The organism is Verrucomicrobium sp. BvORR106 (assembly GCF_000739655.1).
GTDB lineage: Bacteria > Verrucomicrobiota > Verrucomicrobiia > Verrucomicrobiales > Verrucomicrobiaceae > Verrucomicrobium.
In genome coordinates this window covers 53076-67162 of sequence record NZ_BATR01000124.1, presented here as the reverse complement: position 1 = coordinate 67162, position 14087 = coordinate 53076, and the positions used below count along the sequence as shown (strand labels likewise).

14 protein-coding genes are annotated in these 14087 nt (G+C 59.0%); 7 read left to right on the top strand and 7 right to left on the bottom strand.

Going from position 1 to position 14087, the window contains the following annotated elements; genetic code table 11:
• Positions 1–152: 152 nt before the first annotated feature.
• The 3 genes from BV106_RS23325 to rpsO all read right to left on the bottom strand — a co-directional run bounded on the left by BV106_RS23325 (position 153) and on the right by rpsO (position 4692).
• Positions 153–1823 (bottom strand): glycosyltransferase family 39 protein, encoded by a 1671-nt coding sequence (locus BV106_RS23325; protein ID WP_265596002.1) that lies wholly within the window; start codon positions 1821–1823, stop codon positions 153–155.
• A gap of 178 nt (positions 1824–2001) precedes the next feature.
• The gene (locus tag BV106_RS23320) at positions 2002–4137 is read right to left on the bottom strand and encodes a polyribonucleotide nucleotidyltransferase (protein ID WP_038168789.1); all 2136 of its coding nucleotides are present in this window, start codon (positions 4135–4137) and stop codon (positions 2002–2004) included.
• Positions 4138–4431: 294 nt separating this feature from the next.
• Positions 4432–4692, bottom strand: coding sequence for a 30S ribosomal protein S15 (rpsO, locus tag BV106_RS23315; protein WP_038168788.1), 261 nt, complete (start codon positions 4690–4692; stop codon positions 4432–4434).
• Between the two features lie 251 nt (positions 4693–4943).
• Here rpsO and BV106_RS23310 point away from each other — a divergent pair, with 251 nt between their 5' ends.
• The 6 genes from BV106_RS23310 to BV106_RS23285 all read left to right on the top strand — a co-directional run bounded on the left by BV106_RS23310 (position 4944) and on the right by BV106_RS23285 (position 9383).
• Positions 4944–5759: a DUF899 domain-containing protein gene (locus tag BV106_RS23310; RefSeq protein ID WP_038168787.1), complete on the top strand. Its 816-nt coding sequence runs from the start codon at positions 4944–4946 to the stop codon at positions 5757–5759.
• Positions 5760–5825: 66 nt separating this feature from the next.
• Positions 5826–6356, top strand: a complete 531-nt coding sequence (locus BV106_RS23305) for a DUF1579 domain-containing protein (RefSeq protein ID WP_051946234.1) — start codon at positions 5826–5828, stop codon at positions 6354–6356.
• A gap of 194 nt (positions 6357–6550) precedes the next feature.
• Positions 6551–7099, top strand: coding sequence for an SRPBCC family protein (locus BV106_RS23300; RefSeq protein WP_038168785.1), 549 nt, complete (start codon positions 6551–6553; stop codon positions 7097–7099).
• Positions 7100–7159: 60 nt separating this feature from the next.
• Positions 7160–8365 carry a serine hydrolase domain-containing protein gene (locus BV106_RS23295; RefSeq protein ID WP_038168783.1) on the top strand — a complete coding sequence of 402 codons (1206 nt, stop codon included), beginning with the start codon at positions 7160–7162 and terminating at the stop codon, positions 8363–8365.
• Between the two features lie 51 nt (positions 8366–8416).
• Positions 8417–8779, top strand: a complete 363-nt coding sequence (locus BV106_RS23290; RefSeq protein ID WP_038168782.1) for a DUF1428 domain-containing protein — start codon at positions 8417–8419, stop codon at positions 8777–8779.
• A gap of 46 nt (positions 8780–8825) precedes the next feature.
• Positions 8826–9383, top strand: a complete 558-nt coding sequence (locus tag BV106_RS23285; RefSeq protein WP_051946233.1) for a DUF1579 domain-containing protein — start codon at positions 8826–8828, stop codon at positions 9381–9383.
• An 82-nt stretch (positions 9384–9465) separates the two neighbouring features.
• On the opposite strand, the gene BV106_RS23280 is transcribed toward BV106_RS23285, so the two are convergent.
• Entirely contained in the window at positions 9466–10233 is a 768-nt protein-coding gene (locus tag BV106_RS23280; RefSeq protein WP_038168781.1) for a lysozyme inhibitor LprI family protein, read from the bottom strand.
• Between the two features lie 53 nt (positions 10234–10286).
• On the opposite strand from BV106_RS23280, the gene BV106_RS23275 reads away from it, so the two are divergent.
• The gene (locus tag BV106_RS23275) at positions 10287–10790 is read left to right on the top strand and encodes a YciI family protein (protein WP_081892158.1); all 504 of its coding nucleotides are present in this window, start codon (positions 10287–10289) and stop codon (positions 10788–10790) included.
• A gap of 77 nt (positions 10791–10867) precedes the next feature.
• Here the strand turns inward: BV106_RS23275 and BV106_RS23270 are convergent, their stop codons facing one another.
• The 3 genes from BV106_RS23270 to BV106_RS36130 all read right to left on the bottom strand — a co-directional run bounded on the left by BV106_RS23270 (position 10868) and on the right by BV106_RS36130 (position 14086).
• A complete protein-coding gene (locus BV106_RS23270) occupies positions 10868–11746 on the bottom strand; it encodes an arylamine N-acetyltransferase (protein ID WP_081892156.1) in 879 nt (292 codons plus the stop codon).
• 70 nt (positions 11747–11816) lie between these two features.
• The gene (locus BV106_RS36135; RefSeq protein WP_051946232.1) at positions 11817–12374 is read right to left on the bottom strand and encodes a response regulator; all 558 of its coding nucleotides are present in this window, start codon (positions 12372–12374) and stop codon (positions 11817–11819) included.
• Positions 12371–14086 carry an ATP-binding protein gene (locus BV106_RS36130; protein ID WP_051946231.1) on the bottom strand — a complete coding sequence of 572 codons (1716 nt, stop codon included), beginning with the start codon at positions 14084–14086 and terminating at the stop codon, positions 12371–12373. Before BV106_RS36130 ends, BV106_RS36135 begins: the two co-directional genes overlap by 4 nt.
• Between the last annotated feature and the right edge of the window lies 1 nt (position 14087).

The following is a 14087-nucleotide window of genomic DNA, read 5'->3' as shown; positions in this document are numbered from 1 at the left end:
ATGGACATGCTCATTGCGTGTGATTGATCATTCTCGAGGAGGAATCTGCAATAATGCGGCGATAAATCTTCAGCACCACACCATCATCCAGTGCATGCTGACCCCGGCCTGCACGCACTGGAGCGCTCTAGGAAGCTGTCTATATCGTTCCCCTACTCCTGCCCACCCTTGGCGTGTCCCGCAAAGCGGACGAGCACCATGCGCTCACCGCGTTTGCCCTGATCGCCCCAGGTGCGCTCAAACTCCGCAACGGTCTCGGCCGGGCCGAAGCGGCGCTCGAACCAAGGGCGGAAGCCTTCGTCAGTTTTGGTACCTGTGAGCATCCAGCGAAACGCCTGATCCTGCGGAACCTGCTCCAGGGTATCCAGCTCAAGGGAGGTTTCCGGCAGGTAGAATGGGTAGGGCATCTGGCCCAGGTGGAAGATCAGAAGCCGCCCTTCAGAGGTGTCCCCCATCGCCTTCCGGATGGCGAGCGCGGTAGATCGCACATCCTCGCGTTGCGACATGATATGGTGCCCAATCCGGACGAAACCACCCATGAGCATGGCGGTGGCCAGCGCCGTCACCAACGTCAGGGAGACCACAGCGAGGGTCCCCTCCTGCCTCACCTGTCGCAGCACCATCTGAGTGAGCAAAGTGATCCCGGCAGCCCAGGCGGCCACTGCAATCATTGAGGAAGGCCAATACAAGATCGCGGCCACGCTGATCGCAACCATCGCCAGCACGAAGAACCCTCGATTGATCCAATGCCAGACCTTGCGCTGGCGCTGGGTGGCTTCAGCGCCTCCCTCCACGAACACCCAAGCGATCATCAAGAGCACCGGTGCTAGGAGCGGAGCCACATAGCGGGCGCTGGAACTCGGGATCAAAATCATGAAGGCAAATCCGGCGACGACGCCCCACTTCAGGCCGTCGAAAGTCTTGCGAGACTCAGGATCGCCGAAGGCACGATCTAGAGCAGCCTTCCGCCACCAGAACGGCACCAGCAGGACCCAGGGCAGGAACATCACGAGTGCCTTGGGGCCTCGAACCAGCCAGTCGGAGGCGCTCGTCTTCTCCTCCCCCGTGACGCGGCTGGAGACCTCATTCCCCCAGAAGCCGAGGACCTCGATCTTCTGAATGCCCATGAGCTGGGCGTAAGAGGAGATGAAAGGAATTGCCCATGCGAGAGTGATCGCGAAGAACAGCAGCAACCCCGCGAGATGTGGCAGGCTGAACAGGTGCCTCCAACGACGGGTGGCCCAGCACGCGCCGACCACCGGCAGGTAGAAGAAGAGCAGATGCATAGGCCCCTTGGCCAGCATCGCCAGCCCCAGGAAGAGCCCCACCCAAAGCCATGCGCCCCACGGGTTGAGTTTGCCCTTGAACCCCGCCATCCACGCGGTGAAGGCCAGTCCGGTAAAGGCGATGTAGTACACCTCGATCTCTGCGATGCGACCTTTCTCAATCACCCCCACACTGGCGAGAAAGAACAAACCTCCGACGAGCGCGGCCTTGTTGCCCATCCAACGGCGAGAGAACCCCAACATACCCAGGCTGGCAGCCAAGATGGTCAGCACGCTCGGGAGCCGGGCGGTCCATTCATTCACCACCCCGGTGGTCTTGAAGCTCACTGCGCTGATCCAATTGATGAGTGGAGGCTTTCGGACATACGGAAGCCCTCCGGAGCGAGGCACGAGCCAGTCGCCGTTCTGCAGCATGTTTCTTCCCGGGATGGTCCGGCGCCACTCCTCGCCTTTGATCTCCAGATCTCCCAGTCCAGGCAGATAGATGAGAGCCCAGAATACGAGCAGGATGAGACGTGCGGTCCAGGGGGAAGTCATGCAGCAGAAAATAATCGAGGTGACAGTGGAGGCGAGAATGCTCTGCATTTCAAGCAGTTGCGACATTCACCAGGAACAGGCCAAGCCTGTGGCACAAGGCACGCCATGCCTTGAAAATCAAAAGCCCCAAGCCCTCACCGGGAGGACTTGGGGCTTAAATGTCCGTCAAAAGCGGATCTTAGCCTTCGGCCGGAGCCTTGGCTGCGGAGTCTTTGTCCTTCAGCACTGCCTTGCGGCTCAGCTTCACGCGACCCTTGTCATCCACGCCAATGCACTTGGCGGTGACGACATCGCCCACCTTGACCACGTCTTCCACGACGTTGACGCGGAAGTCGGCCAGCTCGGAGATGTGAATCAGGCCGTCCTTCTTGCCGCCGAGCGACATAAAGGCACCGAAGTTGGTCGTGCTGACCACGCGGCCCGTGTAGTTCTTGCCGACTTCGACTTCACCCACGGTGTTGTTGACGAGTTCCAGAGCGCGCTCAAGGGCTTCCCTGGAGCTGGCATAGATGAGGACGGTGCCATCGTCATTGATGCTGATATCCGCGCCGGACTCGGCCTGAATGGCCTTGATGTTCTTGCCGCCAGGCCCGATGAGCTCACCGATCTTGTCCGGGTTGATCTTGGTCTTCTCGATGCGCGGAGCGAACTCGCTGAGGGACTTGGGCGCAGCGATGGCGCTCTTCATCACTTCAAGGATGTTCGTGCGGCCGACCACGGCCTTGGCGATGGCTTCGTTGAGAATGCTCAGCGGGATGCCGGGCAGCTTGAGGTCAAGCTGGAAGCCGGTGACACCGAGTTCGGTGCCGCAAAGCTTGAAGTCCATGTCGCCGAAGTGGTCTTCGCTGCCGATGATGTCGAGCATCGTCAGGTAGCGGCTCATTTGGTCGTTGGAGTCATACTCACTCACCAGACCCACCGAGATGCCAGCCACTGGGCGCTTGAGAGGCACACCTGCGTCGAGGAGAGCCATCACACCGGAGCAAACGCTCGCCATGGAGGTGGAACCGTTGGATTCCATCACTTCGCTGGAGACGCGCATGGCGTACGGGAAGTCTTCGGAGGAAGGCACCACCGGCTCCACGGAGCGCTCGGCAAGGGCCCCGTGACCGATTTCGCGACGGTTCTGACCGCCGAAACGGCCGGTTTCACCCACGCTGAAGGGAGGGAAGTTGTAGTGCAGGATGAAACGCTTGGTGGTTTCGCCACCGGCGTAGTTGTCCATTTCCTGGGCTTCGTCGAGCGGGGCCAGAGTGGCCAGCGCGAGTGCCTGAGTTTCGCCACGGGCGAAGAGGGCGGAACCGTGGGAACGGGGGATCAAGCCGGTCTCGCCGCTGAGAGGGCGAAGCTGGTCGATGCCACGACCATCAGCACGGGTCTGCTTGTCCAGGATGGCCACGCGGAAAGCCTTCTTCTGAAGGTAGTCGAACGCCTGGCTGATTTCGAAATTGCCGGACTCAGGATAGCGGGCCTTGATGGCGGTCTCCACTTCATCACGCAGGGCGCCCACGGCCTTGCTCCGCTCCACTTTGCTGGGGCGGTAGATGGCGGACTCGATGCGGCTGCCAGCCACTTCGTAAGCGATTTCAAGAAGCTCGTCCTTCACCAGCATGAGAGGCACTTCGCGCTTCACCTTGCCGGCCTTGGCGCGGAGCTCTTCCTGCACAGCCACGAGGACCTGCACGTGTTCCTGAGCGAAAGCGAGAGCCTTGATGAACTCTGCTTCGGGGAGCTCGTCGGCAGCGCCCTCAATCATGATGACTTCGCTCTTGTTACCCACGTACACGAGGTCCAGATCGCTCTTGGCGCGCTGGCTGTGAGTGGGGTTCAGTACGAACTGGCCGTTCACACGACCCACACGCACCGCGCCCACCGGGCCAGCGAAGGGAATGTCGGAGACGCAAAGGGCGGCGGAAGCACCGTTGATGCTGATGATGTCGGCATCATTCTCACCGTCTGCGCTCAGCAGGAGGGCGACGATCTGGGTGTCGTAGTAGTAGCCTTTGGGGAAGAGCGGACGCAGAGGGCGGTCCGTCATACGGCAGGTGAGAATTTCCTTCTCGGTCGGTCGGCCTTCACGCTTGAAGTAGCCACCAGGGAACTTGCCAGCTGCTGCGGCCTTTTCCTTGTACTCGACGGAAAGCGGGAAGAAGTCCTGCCCTTCCTTCACTTTCGTGGCGGAGACGGCGGTCACGATGACGATGGTGTCACCCTGACGGACGGTCACGGCACCGTCAGCGAGTTTCGCCAGCTTGCCGGTTTCAAAGGTGATGTCGCCGTTGGGAAGCGCGGCTGCGATAGTATGAATAGACATAGTCTAAAATCTTGAAGATTAACGTTTTAGGTCGGAATGCGCCCGGACGTTTATTCACTCTGCTCCGGTTGACGGAGGCATGAGTGTCGCTTGCCCGAATGAATTGATGGGCAAGTGTCCGGTAACGCGGGCGGGTTGGCATCCGGCCAACCCGTCTGGATGCGAATGCTGAAGCTAAAAACAGGAAAAGGGCCGCTCGGGAATTAGCGCCCGGTGCCCGTACAGGCCTAAAGAGCCTGTGATCCTGAAAGCAGAAAGGCGAGACCTTTGGAGCCCCGCCTTTCGGCAAAAAATTTAGCGGCGCAATTTGAGCGCCTTCAGCAGACTGCTATAGCGCGCCTCTTCAGTAACCTTGAGGTAATCAAGGAGCTTGCGGCGGCGGGCAACCATCTGGAGCAGGCCACGACGGGACGAATGGTCCTTGGAGTTCGTGGAAAGGTGCTGCGTCAGGTGGTTGATGCGGTCAGTCAGGCGGGCGATCTGCACGTCTGCGCTGCCGGTGTCCTTCTCGTGAAGCTGGAAGGACTTGATTTCGTTGGTTGCGGTTTGGCTCATGGTTGAAACTGTCTCCGCCAACTTGGCGGCGGTGGTTCACGGCAATGTGTGGAGCCTGAAAACAAGCACGGAATCCGAAGTGTGCAAGAGGAATTTTGTTTGAAGGAGTTAAGTTTTTGGGTGTTGGACGGGGCATCTCGAGGTTGAGGCCGTACCGGGTGCCTGAGCTCGTTTGCAGAAATTTTATCAGAAGATGTCCTGAACCGGATCCTTCGTTCGTCGTGGCCTTGAAAGTGAGGACCCCGACCGCGATGAACCCCCAGAACTTCAAAACACCAGAGATCGTCTCGCCAGCCGAATGGCGGGAGCGGCGCAAAGCGCTTCTCGCCGATGAAAAGGCGCTGACCCGCCAGCGAGACCGCCTCAACGAAACGCGCCGCGCCCTGCCCATGGTGGAAATCACCAAGGACTACGTGTTCGACACCTCTGAGGGCACGAAACACCTCACGGATCTCTTCGAAGGCCGCCACCAGTTGGTGATCTACCACTTCATGTTTGAGCCCGGGGATCCTCCCGCCGACAAGTCAGGCGAGCCTTGGGATGAAGGATGTTCGGGGTGCTCCTTCATGGCGGACAATGTGGGACATCTCTCCCACTTTCACGCCAGAGACACCACCTTGGCGTTCATCTCCCGGGCAACTCTTCAAAAGATCGCTCCCTTCAAGGCGCGCATGGGCTGGGATTTCCCGTGGCACTCGTCATACGGCAGTGACTTCAACTACGATTTTCACGTCACCACCGATGAGTCAGTAATCCCAGTGGAATACAACTACCAGGACAAGGCCACCCTTGAGAAGAAGGGTGAGACCTACCACATCCACGGTGAGCAGCCTGGGATCAGCGTCTTCCTGAGCCTGGATGGGAAGATTTACCACACCTATTCCACCTATGGCCGGGGCATGGAAATGGCCCTCGGGACCCTCCACTTCCTCGATCTCACCCCCTTCGGACGCGGCGAGGGCTGGGGCGGCATGCCTGACCTCGACGGCAACGGGATCTTCTGGACCCGACACCACGACAAATACCAGGCGGACGCCCCTGAATCATCCTGCTGCCACGCGGATTGACGCCCTGAAGAATCTCTCACCCCAGAACCGACAAACCAACCTGCAATCCACCCACCCCATACTACCATGAGCCAAAACGCCACCCTCGAAGCCGAAGCCCCCAGCCAAGCCTGTGGAGACATGAACCCTCCCTCCAAGCAACACCAGTGGCTGGACCGCCTGGTAGGCACCTGGTCCTCCAAAGGAGAGGCCAACTGCATGCCTGGCCAGCCCCCCATGCAACTCAGCGGCATTGAAACCGTCCGCTCCATCGGCGGTTTCTGGGCCCACACCGTGATCGAAAGCGACAACCCCGAGATGCCCTACACGCAGCTCGTGACCGTCGGCTACGACCCGGAAAAGGCCAGGTACATCGCTACCGTAGTGGATTCCATGAGCGGCTATCGCTGGCTTGCCGAAGGCACCGTGGACGCCACCGGCAACAAGCTGACCATGGAGACAGAAGGCCCCTTCCCCTTCCGGGAAGCCCCCCTCTCCCGCTTTCAGGATGTGACCGAGTTCAAGTCCGCCGACCACAAGATCTTCACCTCGTCGATCCAGGAGGAGGACGGCTCCTGGACGGTTCTCATGAAGTTCGAGGCAAAACGTCTTCAGTAGGATGAAAGATTCAACCGTTGCCAAAGTGACAGAAAAACATTTTGGCAACGGTTGCTTCCTCCCAAAAACATTCCCTCCTTCCACACACCCAAAAAGCGGGTGACAGCCGATCACTTCAAGTCCTGTAATCCTCCCGGCAACATCAGCCCATCAGTCGCACTCTCGCTCGCAACGCCCTACTCAATCAACTAACTATGTTCTCAAAGATCATCCTCGCCCTCGTTCTCATCGTTGGCATCTTCTTCGTCGTGGCCGCATTCCAGCCCAAGGACTTCAGCGTCACCCGTGCGACGACCATTGAGGCGCCTTCCACCACTGTGTTTGACCAGGTGAATGACTTCCATAAATGGGAAGCCTGGTCCCCGTGGGCCAAACGGGATCCCCAGATGAAGCAGACGTTCGAAGGACCTGCCTCTGGTGCCGGGGCCAGCTACGCCTGGGTGGGCAATAATCAGGTGGGCGAAGGCCGCATGACCATCCTCGAGAGCCGCCCAGGAGAGCTGGTGAAGATCAAACTGGAATTCATCAAACCCTTCGCCGCGACCAACACTGCCGAGTTCACCTTCAAGACCGAGGGAACCAAGACCGCCGTCAACTGGACCATGTCTGGCGAGAAGAACCTCATGTCCAAGGCCTTTGGCCTCGTCATGAACATGGACAAAATGATCGGCGGCGACTTTGAAAAGGGCTTGGCCGACCTGAAGCGTGTGTCTGAAAGCACTGCGAGAACGCCGCAGCCCTGACTCTCATTCTTCTCCACGGCAGGGCTGGATATCTAAGCTCCTAGAACCTGAGGGCCTCTTATGAACAGCGGCGCATTCTATCGGCACAAGCTGGACCATCTCTCCGCCGTCATGCGGCGGCATGTGGATGGCGGCCATGTGCCGGGCCTGGTCTATCTGGTCTCCCGTGTTGGCGAAACCCACGTCGAAGCCATGGGCACCTTAGAGGCTCATGGTGAGGTCACCATGGTGGGTGATACGCTCTTTCGCATCGCCTCCCTGACCAAGCCCATTGCGGCGGTGGCTGCCATGATCCTGGTTGAGGAATGTGTTCTCCGGCTGGATGCACCACTGGACAACTGGCTCCCGGAATTGGCGGATCGGCGGGTGCTGCGCAAGAAGGATGGCCCGCTCGATGACACCGTCCCCGCTCAGCGTGCCATCACGCTCCGGGATTTGCTCACCCTGCGCCTGGGACTGGGGCACATCATGGAGCCGTGTGAGGACTGGCCCATTCGTCAGTTGCTGACCGAGCGCGGTCTGCTGCTCGGCCCACCCCAACCACAGAGCCTCCCTTCGGTCGATGAATGGATGCAGCGGGTCGGCTCCGTGCCCCTCGTGTACCAGCCGGGAGAGCGCTGGCTCTACGATCTGGGCATGGACATTCTGGGCGTGCTCATTGCCCGCGCGACGGGAGAACCGTTGGGCCGTTTCCTGACCCAGAGGGTGTTCGGCCCTCTGGGCATGAAGGACACCGGCTTCCATGTCCCCTCTCAGGACCTTCATCGCCTCGCCGGATGTTACGCTGGCGGCGCGGGTGGCGCACTCATGAAGTATGACGTGCCCTCTGCCAGCCAGTGGGCCACACCACCGCTCTTCCCCTCTGCGGCAGGTGGCCTCGTCTCCACGGTGGAGGACTACCACCGGTTCTGCCGCATGCTCCTCGCTCACGGGAAACTCCCCGATGGCAGCAGGCTCCTCTCTCGTGCCGCGGTGGAAACCATGACGACGGATCAACTGACCCCTGCCCAGCGAACCGCCCCGGATGTCTTCTTTGGTGACAGCCGGAGTTGGGGCCTGGGCATGGGCGTCTGCATTCATCGGGATGACCTCTGTGCCACTCCTGGCCGTTTCGGTTGGGACGGAGGTCTGGGCACCTCGGCCTACACGGATCCCAAAGAAAACCTCATCGGCATCCTCATGACACAGCGATTGATGGATTCACCCGAGCCGCCGGCCCTCTTCTCCGACTTCTGGACCGGCACCTACCAGGCACTCAGCGACTGATCAAAACCTTTCCCACAGCCAGAAACAAAACTCAGAACCACCCACCCAACCATGAGCCAATACACAGACGGATTCCTGCTACCTCTCGCCAAGGACAAAGTAGAAGAGTACCGCGCCATTTCCTCAAAAGCAGGCCAGATCTGGAAAGACTGCGGTGCCCTGGAATATCGCGAATGGATCGGCGACGACCTGCACGTCGAAGGGCAGGCGCCATTCCCTAAAGCCGTGACTGCCGCCGAAAACGAAACCGTGATCTTCGCCTGGATCACCTATGAATCCCGCGAGCATCGGGATGCCGTGAATGCCAAGGTCATGGCGGATCCCCGTATGGCTGAGATGATGAATCCCTCCTCATGTCCCTTCGATGTCACCCGCATGTACTACGGCGGATTTACCAATCTGGTCACCGCATGATCCAGTGCGGATCATTCCCCTCCACCCTACCACCAACTTACCTACCATGAAAAGCGCCCTTCGCTACACTCTGGCGGCCATCGTTCTCGCAGGCCTCTGTCTCCACCTTCCGGCCCAGGAGGCACCTCAAATGCCCAAGCCGACCAAGGAGCACGAGTGGCTTCAAAAATTCGTCGGGAACTGGAGCTCAGAAACCTCCATTCAGATGGAACCTGGCAAACCTCCGCTGAAGGCGCAGGGCACGGAAACGGTGAAATCGCTCGGAGGCTTCTGGATCGTCAGCGAGGGCAAAAGCGAAATGATGGGGCAACCCTTTCTCTTCAATCTCACGCTGGGTTATGACGCGGATGCCAAGGCCTACACTGGAACCTGGGTGGACTCCATGAACGGCTATCTCTGGAGATACAGCGGTTCCGTGGACGCCTCCGGCACCAAGCTCACCCTCGAATCAGAAGGCCCCTGCCCCATGGAGCCCGGCAAGATGTTCAAGTTCAAGGAAGTGACGGAGTTCAAGAGCGACACTGAGCGTACTTTTACTTCCAGCATGCAGGGCACAGACGGCAAGTGGGTCACCATGGCCACGGGAGTGTCCAAGAAGAAATAGGACCACTCTACTACTGCTCCTCTGCAAAAAGTCGGCAGACACTCTCTGCCGGCTTTTTCATTTCAACGCGTGATAGTGCGAATCAATCCGGCATGGCTTGAGACTTGCCCGACTGACCTGCCTTCAAAACGAGCTCTTGCGTCTCCGGATCCAGCGACGCCACTTTGAAATAACGTCCATCCAGATACGCCCTCCGGCCGTGATAGTGCTCCGCGTTGGCAGAGATGAGCTCCAGGTAAAGGTCCTTGTAAATGAAGGCCAGGTTGGACTCATCCTTCTTTTCAGGATCCCGTCCCCTGTCACTGAACCAGCCCAGCGGTGCATTCCAAGAGGCGGTGCCCGCGATCATCCCCAGGTCATATCCTGGACCCCGCACGGTGTTTAGGTCAAAGTAGAGGTGGCCGTTCTTTTCCACCACTTCAAGGGTACCGCCCTGCCCGTCGATCCAGACCCCGGTCACTGACTCTCCTTCGTTCTTGATGGCCCGTTGCAACCAAGCGGCGCGATCCGAGCTGAGGGCCGCCGCCTTCTCAAACCAGGCGGCCGACTTGACCTTGCCACCCGCCTTGGCCTGAGCCGCATCCGCCTGGATGTCCCGATATCCCACCCACTCTCTCTGGACCGCCGCGAGCTCTTTCATACGGTCGGCGCTGAACCGGCCTTTCGCCGACGCCCAGGCCGCATTCAGTTCTGCATCGGCTTTGTCGAAACGCTCCTTGGCTGCCGCATCGTCCGGAGGAGCAGCCTGAAGTCCTGTAGAAATCTGCAGGCCTAAAGTGACAAACAACAAGGTGGCGATCGCCATCGCTCCGTAGCGCAGCTGGGTTTTTCTTTGAAGGTTGGGGGTCATGGGGAAACCGTGCGTTCATCCGGTGGAACTGGCAACGGGATTTTGCCATCACGATGTCTCCCACCGTCATCAGCCGACCCGCCGCAGATTCTGTTCTACTTCGGGAACTGGAAAAATCGCAAAAAGGCAGCAGAGGCGTCGAAAGGCGACTGTTACAATCGACCAAAGGGGGAATCCAATCCACAACCACCATGCAATACACCTGCCTGATCTACCTCGACGAAAAGAAGTTCTACTCCCTGTCTAAGGACGAACAGAATCAAATCCACAAAGAATGTGGCGAGTGGCACGAAGAACTTGTGAAAACTGGTAAAAGTCCCCGAGGCTCAGCGCTCCAGCCCGGCGCCACTGCCAGGACCTTTCGCCTGCAAGATGGGAAGGTCGTCATGACGGACGGGCCCTTTGCCGAGACCAAAGAAGTGCTCGGAGGTTTCGACACCCTGGAGTGCGACAGCTTCGATGAAGTCTTGCAGATTGCCGCGAAATTCCCCGGCCTCAAAGCGGGAGGTGCCATGGAGGTGCGTCCCCACATTGAGGGCAGTTGCGAGGCGGTCTGATGACAGACCAACAAGAAATGATGCGAGCACCGCGAGCATGAGCCCATGCTCGCGGATCCGCTCCACATCCCGTCGGATCACGTGGAAGCGACCTCTTTCTCTGCCTCTTGGGCTGACCTTGAACCGGGAGGCGGCGGCAGCGGCTGGTCTTCAGGAAGATCATTCACCACTTCTTCTGCGAGACCAAAATCCTCCACCAACACTTGATTGCGATGCTGCACATCCCGAATGGGTTGCTCTGAAACACGGCCATCGGCGTGCAGGGTGAGCTTGCTCCCGAAAGCGAGACCGATCGACTCCTCCCCACGATTGGTCCGGATATAAAGGCTGTAGTTGAAGGGGCTCCACCTCAGCGTTCCCTCGTAGCGCGCACGATAGTCGTCTCCTGTGGCACCCCAAGACTCCAGTCGGCAAACCAGCCCCTGAGGCTGATGCACAGGCCGCCAGTGGATGTGCCAGCGCCCGTCCTCCCAAACCGATCGGCAACCCCATGCGCCGTGCTCAACCTGCGTCGTCTCTTCTACTTTCAGCTCCAAAGGTTGCACATGCAGCAGGGCAGAATCCACCAGGAAGCGAGCGCCCTCCAAGGTGACAATCACGGTGCCGTGGTTGGGGGGCAGATCCGGTGCCGCCATCATGGTCGCCACCCCGCGAATGGCGTCGAAGCCCAACGCTTGGAGAAGCGATTGCAGAGCGCCCGCACTCGACCAGCAGGTACCGCCGGTCCCGTATCGCAGCCACCCGTCAAAAAACGCTCCTGCCTCCCCTCCCGGCAGCGGCCCCGGTTTCCCAGCCCGCACATGGGTGAGTTTTAATGCATTGTCAAAAGGGACACTCCGACACCAGGCAGCGTATACCTCCCGCAGCGCTTCTGGCGTAGGGGATGAGGGACAATCAATCTCAAGCCGGTCAAGGACACGACCTAGCAATGCAGTGGAAAGAGAATCAGCAGTCATTTGAAGACGCAAAGAGACATCGTGTCGAAACAAAATGTTCAACACGGGATCTCACAATTGTCGTCTGCCGCTACACCAGGAGCCGTTCGATTGCCTGCTGCAGCATCTCGATTCGCACAGGTTTCGTCAGATGAGCCGTAAACCCGGCGTTGAGGCTGTCAGCCACATCTGATTCCATCCCGTAGCCGCTGAGAGCAATCGCGGGGATGGTGGATGTCTTGCGTATCTCCTGAATCAACTCCATTCCCGAACGGTCTGGCAGGCCAAGATCGCTGACCATGATGTCGAAAGAGTGCGTCGAGGCCAGAGTCAGAGCCGCCTCACACGTCGAGGCCGTTTTCACGTCGTAGCCTCGCTTGCGGAGCAGTCTCGCCAGAGTCGTCAGCGTATCTTCATGGTCATCCACCAGAAGGAGAGATGCCGCGCGAGAGGCGAGTTTAGCCACTTGTCGCCCCCCGGATTCAATGGTGGATTCCGCTGTCTCGACAGTCACCCAGGGAAGTTCGATGGTGATAGTGGCTCCTTGATCCTGACCACCACTGGTGGCCTCCACAGACCCACCGTGTTTCTCCACGAAGGTCCTAGTTATGGCGAGCCCCAATCCCAGCCCTCCAAATTCAGCATTCACATTGCGCCCCCCTGTTCAAAGGCATCGAAAATGCCTGGGAGCGCCTCAGCGGCAATGCCGCGCCCGCTGTCGGAGATCACTATGGCAAGACGATTCCGTTCCCTGTTGCTGGTGGAGACAGAGATGGACCCGCCTGGAGGGGTGAATTTGATCGCGTTCTTGAAGATGTTCCAGAGCGCCTGTTGAAGGCGGGCGGAATCTCCGGACACGGTGACCTGCGTTGCATCCAGTTGCAGGCTAACCTGATGCTTGTTCTGGAGGATATCCATCTGGCAGATCTCCAGAACATTCTGAATCATGTGGTGAAGATTCACCGGTTCTATCCTGAGGTCGAGCTTGCCGTTGATCAGCCGCTGGAAGTCCAGGAGATCGTCAATGATCCTGGCTTCGAGCTGCACATTGCGCAGCACCGTGGCGATATCTTCCCGGTAGGCTGCTGGCAACGTCGAATCGTCATGCAGGCTGGAAACGATGGCCAGCACGGGATTGAGCGGGGTGCGCAACTCATGGCTCAACATCGCAAGGAAGCGGTCTTTCGCCTCGCTCGCCGCTTTGACGCTGTCGAAGAGCCTGGCCTTCTCAATGGCCACAACGGCCTGGACGGCGATGCTGGAGACGATGCGCTCGCTGCGTTCAGTGAAAATGGCAGCCCGTTCGCTGCCAAAGGCCAAAGTTCCCAGAAACTGCCCCTTCCCGTCGATGACGGGTACGGCCAAAAATGCCCTGAAGGGCAACAAGCCCGTCAGCGCCAAAACCAGGGGATTGCTTTCTACAAAAGTTGAAGGCATCGCCTGCACGTCTTCCACCTTGAGAAGTTCACCCTCCCCAAACTGCCCGGTGAAATGATCGTCGTCGAACTTTGATGGCAACTGGTGGAGCGCGGCGCTTTGCTTCCCTGCCTTCGCGATGAGGGTCCAGGCGGAGGCATCCTGCTCTTTTAGGATAAACAGGCCGAAATCCGCCATGGTCAGATCCGTGGTGGCATCCACTACGGCCTGGATGAGGTCTTTGAGCTCCACTTTGGTTGCCAAGAGGAGGCCCACGCGATGAAGCGTCTCGAGTTCGTCATACAGGGCCAGCACACCTGTGTTTGTTTCCTCGAGCTCCTTGTTCGCCCGGCTAATGGCGTTCTGCTGGTCTTCCAGGTTGGCCATGATGCGCATGAGCTCCTGATTCTGCCATTGGATCTCCTCCAGGGTGCTGGAAGCCCGCTGTGAGCCGATGTTGTCAACGATGGCCTGAAGCTGGACACCTGTGTGACGGGCCAACGAAGGCGGGAGGTTCTTCCGCATCGTCACCTTGGTGCCCACAGCGGAGGTGTCGAACTCCACCTCGTCCATCAGGCGCCGCGATCCAGGGATGCCGAGTCCGAGACCAGTGGTGGAGGCAACTTCTCCAGTCAGAACTTTTTGCAGATTCGGGATGCCCTTGCCTTTGTCTTTCACGACCACAACCAAGCTCTGAAGCGCGCGTTCTGGATTGCGAGAGACATGACTATCCGTCTGCACTTTGAACTCGATCCGCCCACCCCCGGCGTAGTCGTAAGCATTCCGCGCAATCTCGGAGATGGCAGTTGCAATGGCCGTCTGCGCCTGACGGTCAAAACCCAACGCCGATCCCAGCTGTCGGGCCCGCTGGCGACAGAGCACAAGATCGTGCTCTGTCCGCAATTCGACAGACATGAGCTGCAAGACCTCTGGAACGGAACTCATC

Bases quoted from the DNA above. Each gene is read 5' to 3' on its own strand.
- BV106_RS23325 (WP_265596002.1), bottom strand. From the start codon at position 1,823: ATGACTTCCCCCTGGACCGCACGTCTCATCCTGCTCGTATTCTGGGCT.
- BV106_RS23320 (WP_038168789.1), bottom strand. From the start codon at position 4,137: ATGTCTATTCATACTATCGCAGCCGCGCTTCCCAACGGCGACATCACC.
- rpsO (WP_038168788.1), bottom strand. From the start codon at position 4,692: ATGAGCCAAACCGCAACCAACGAAATCAAGTCCTTCCAGCTTCACGAG.
- BV106_RS23310 (WP_038168787.1), top strand. From the start codon at position 4,944: ATGAACCCCCAGAACTTCAAAACACCAGAGATCGTCTCGCCAGCCGAA.
- BV106_RS23305 (WP_051946234.1), top strand. From the start codon at position 5,826: ATGAGCCAAAACGCCACCCTCGAAGCCGAAGCCCCCAGCCAAGCCTGT.
- BV106_RS23300 (WP_038168785.1), top strand. From the start codon at position 6,551: ATGTTCTCAAAGATCATCCTCGCCCTCGTTCTCATCGTTGGCATCTTC.
- BV106_RS23295 (WP_038168783.1), top strand. From the start codon at position 7,160: ATGAACAGCGGCGCATTCTATCGGCACAAGCTGGACCATCTCTCCGCC.
- BV106_RS23290 (WP_038168782.1), top strand. From the start codon at position 8,417: ATGAGCCAATACACAGACGGATTCCTGCTACCTCTCGCCAAGGACAAA.
- BV106_RS23285 (WP_051946233.1), top strand. From the start codon at position 8,826: ATGAAAAGCGCCCTTCGCTACACTCTGGCGGCCATCGTTCTCGCAGGC.
- BV106_RS23280 (WP_038168781.1), bottom strand. From the start codon at position 10,233: ATGACCCCCAACCTTCAAAGAAAAACCCAGCTGCGCTACGGAGCGATG.
- BV106_RS23275 (WP_081892158.1), top strand. From the start codon at position 10,287: ATGTCTCCCACCGTCATCAGCCGACCCGCCGCAGATTCTGTTCTACTT.
- BV106_RS23270 (WP_081892156.1), bottom strand. From the start codon at position 11,746: ATGACTGCTGATTCTCTTTCCACTGCATTGCTAGGTCGTGTCCTTGAC.
- BV106_RS36130 (WP_051946231.1), bottom strand. From the start codon at position 14,086: ATGAGTTCCGTTCCAGAGGTCTTGCAGCTCATGTCTGTCGAATTGCGG.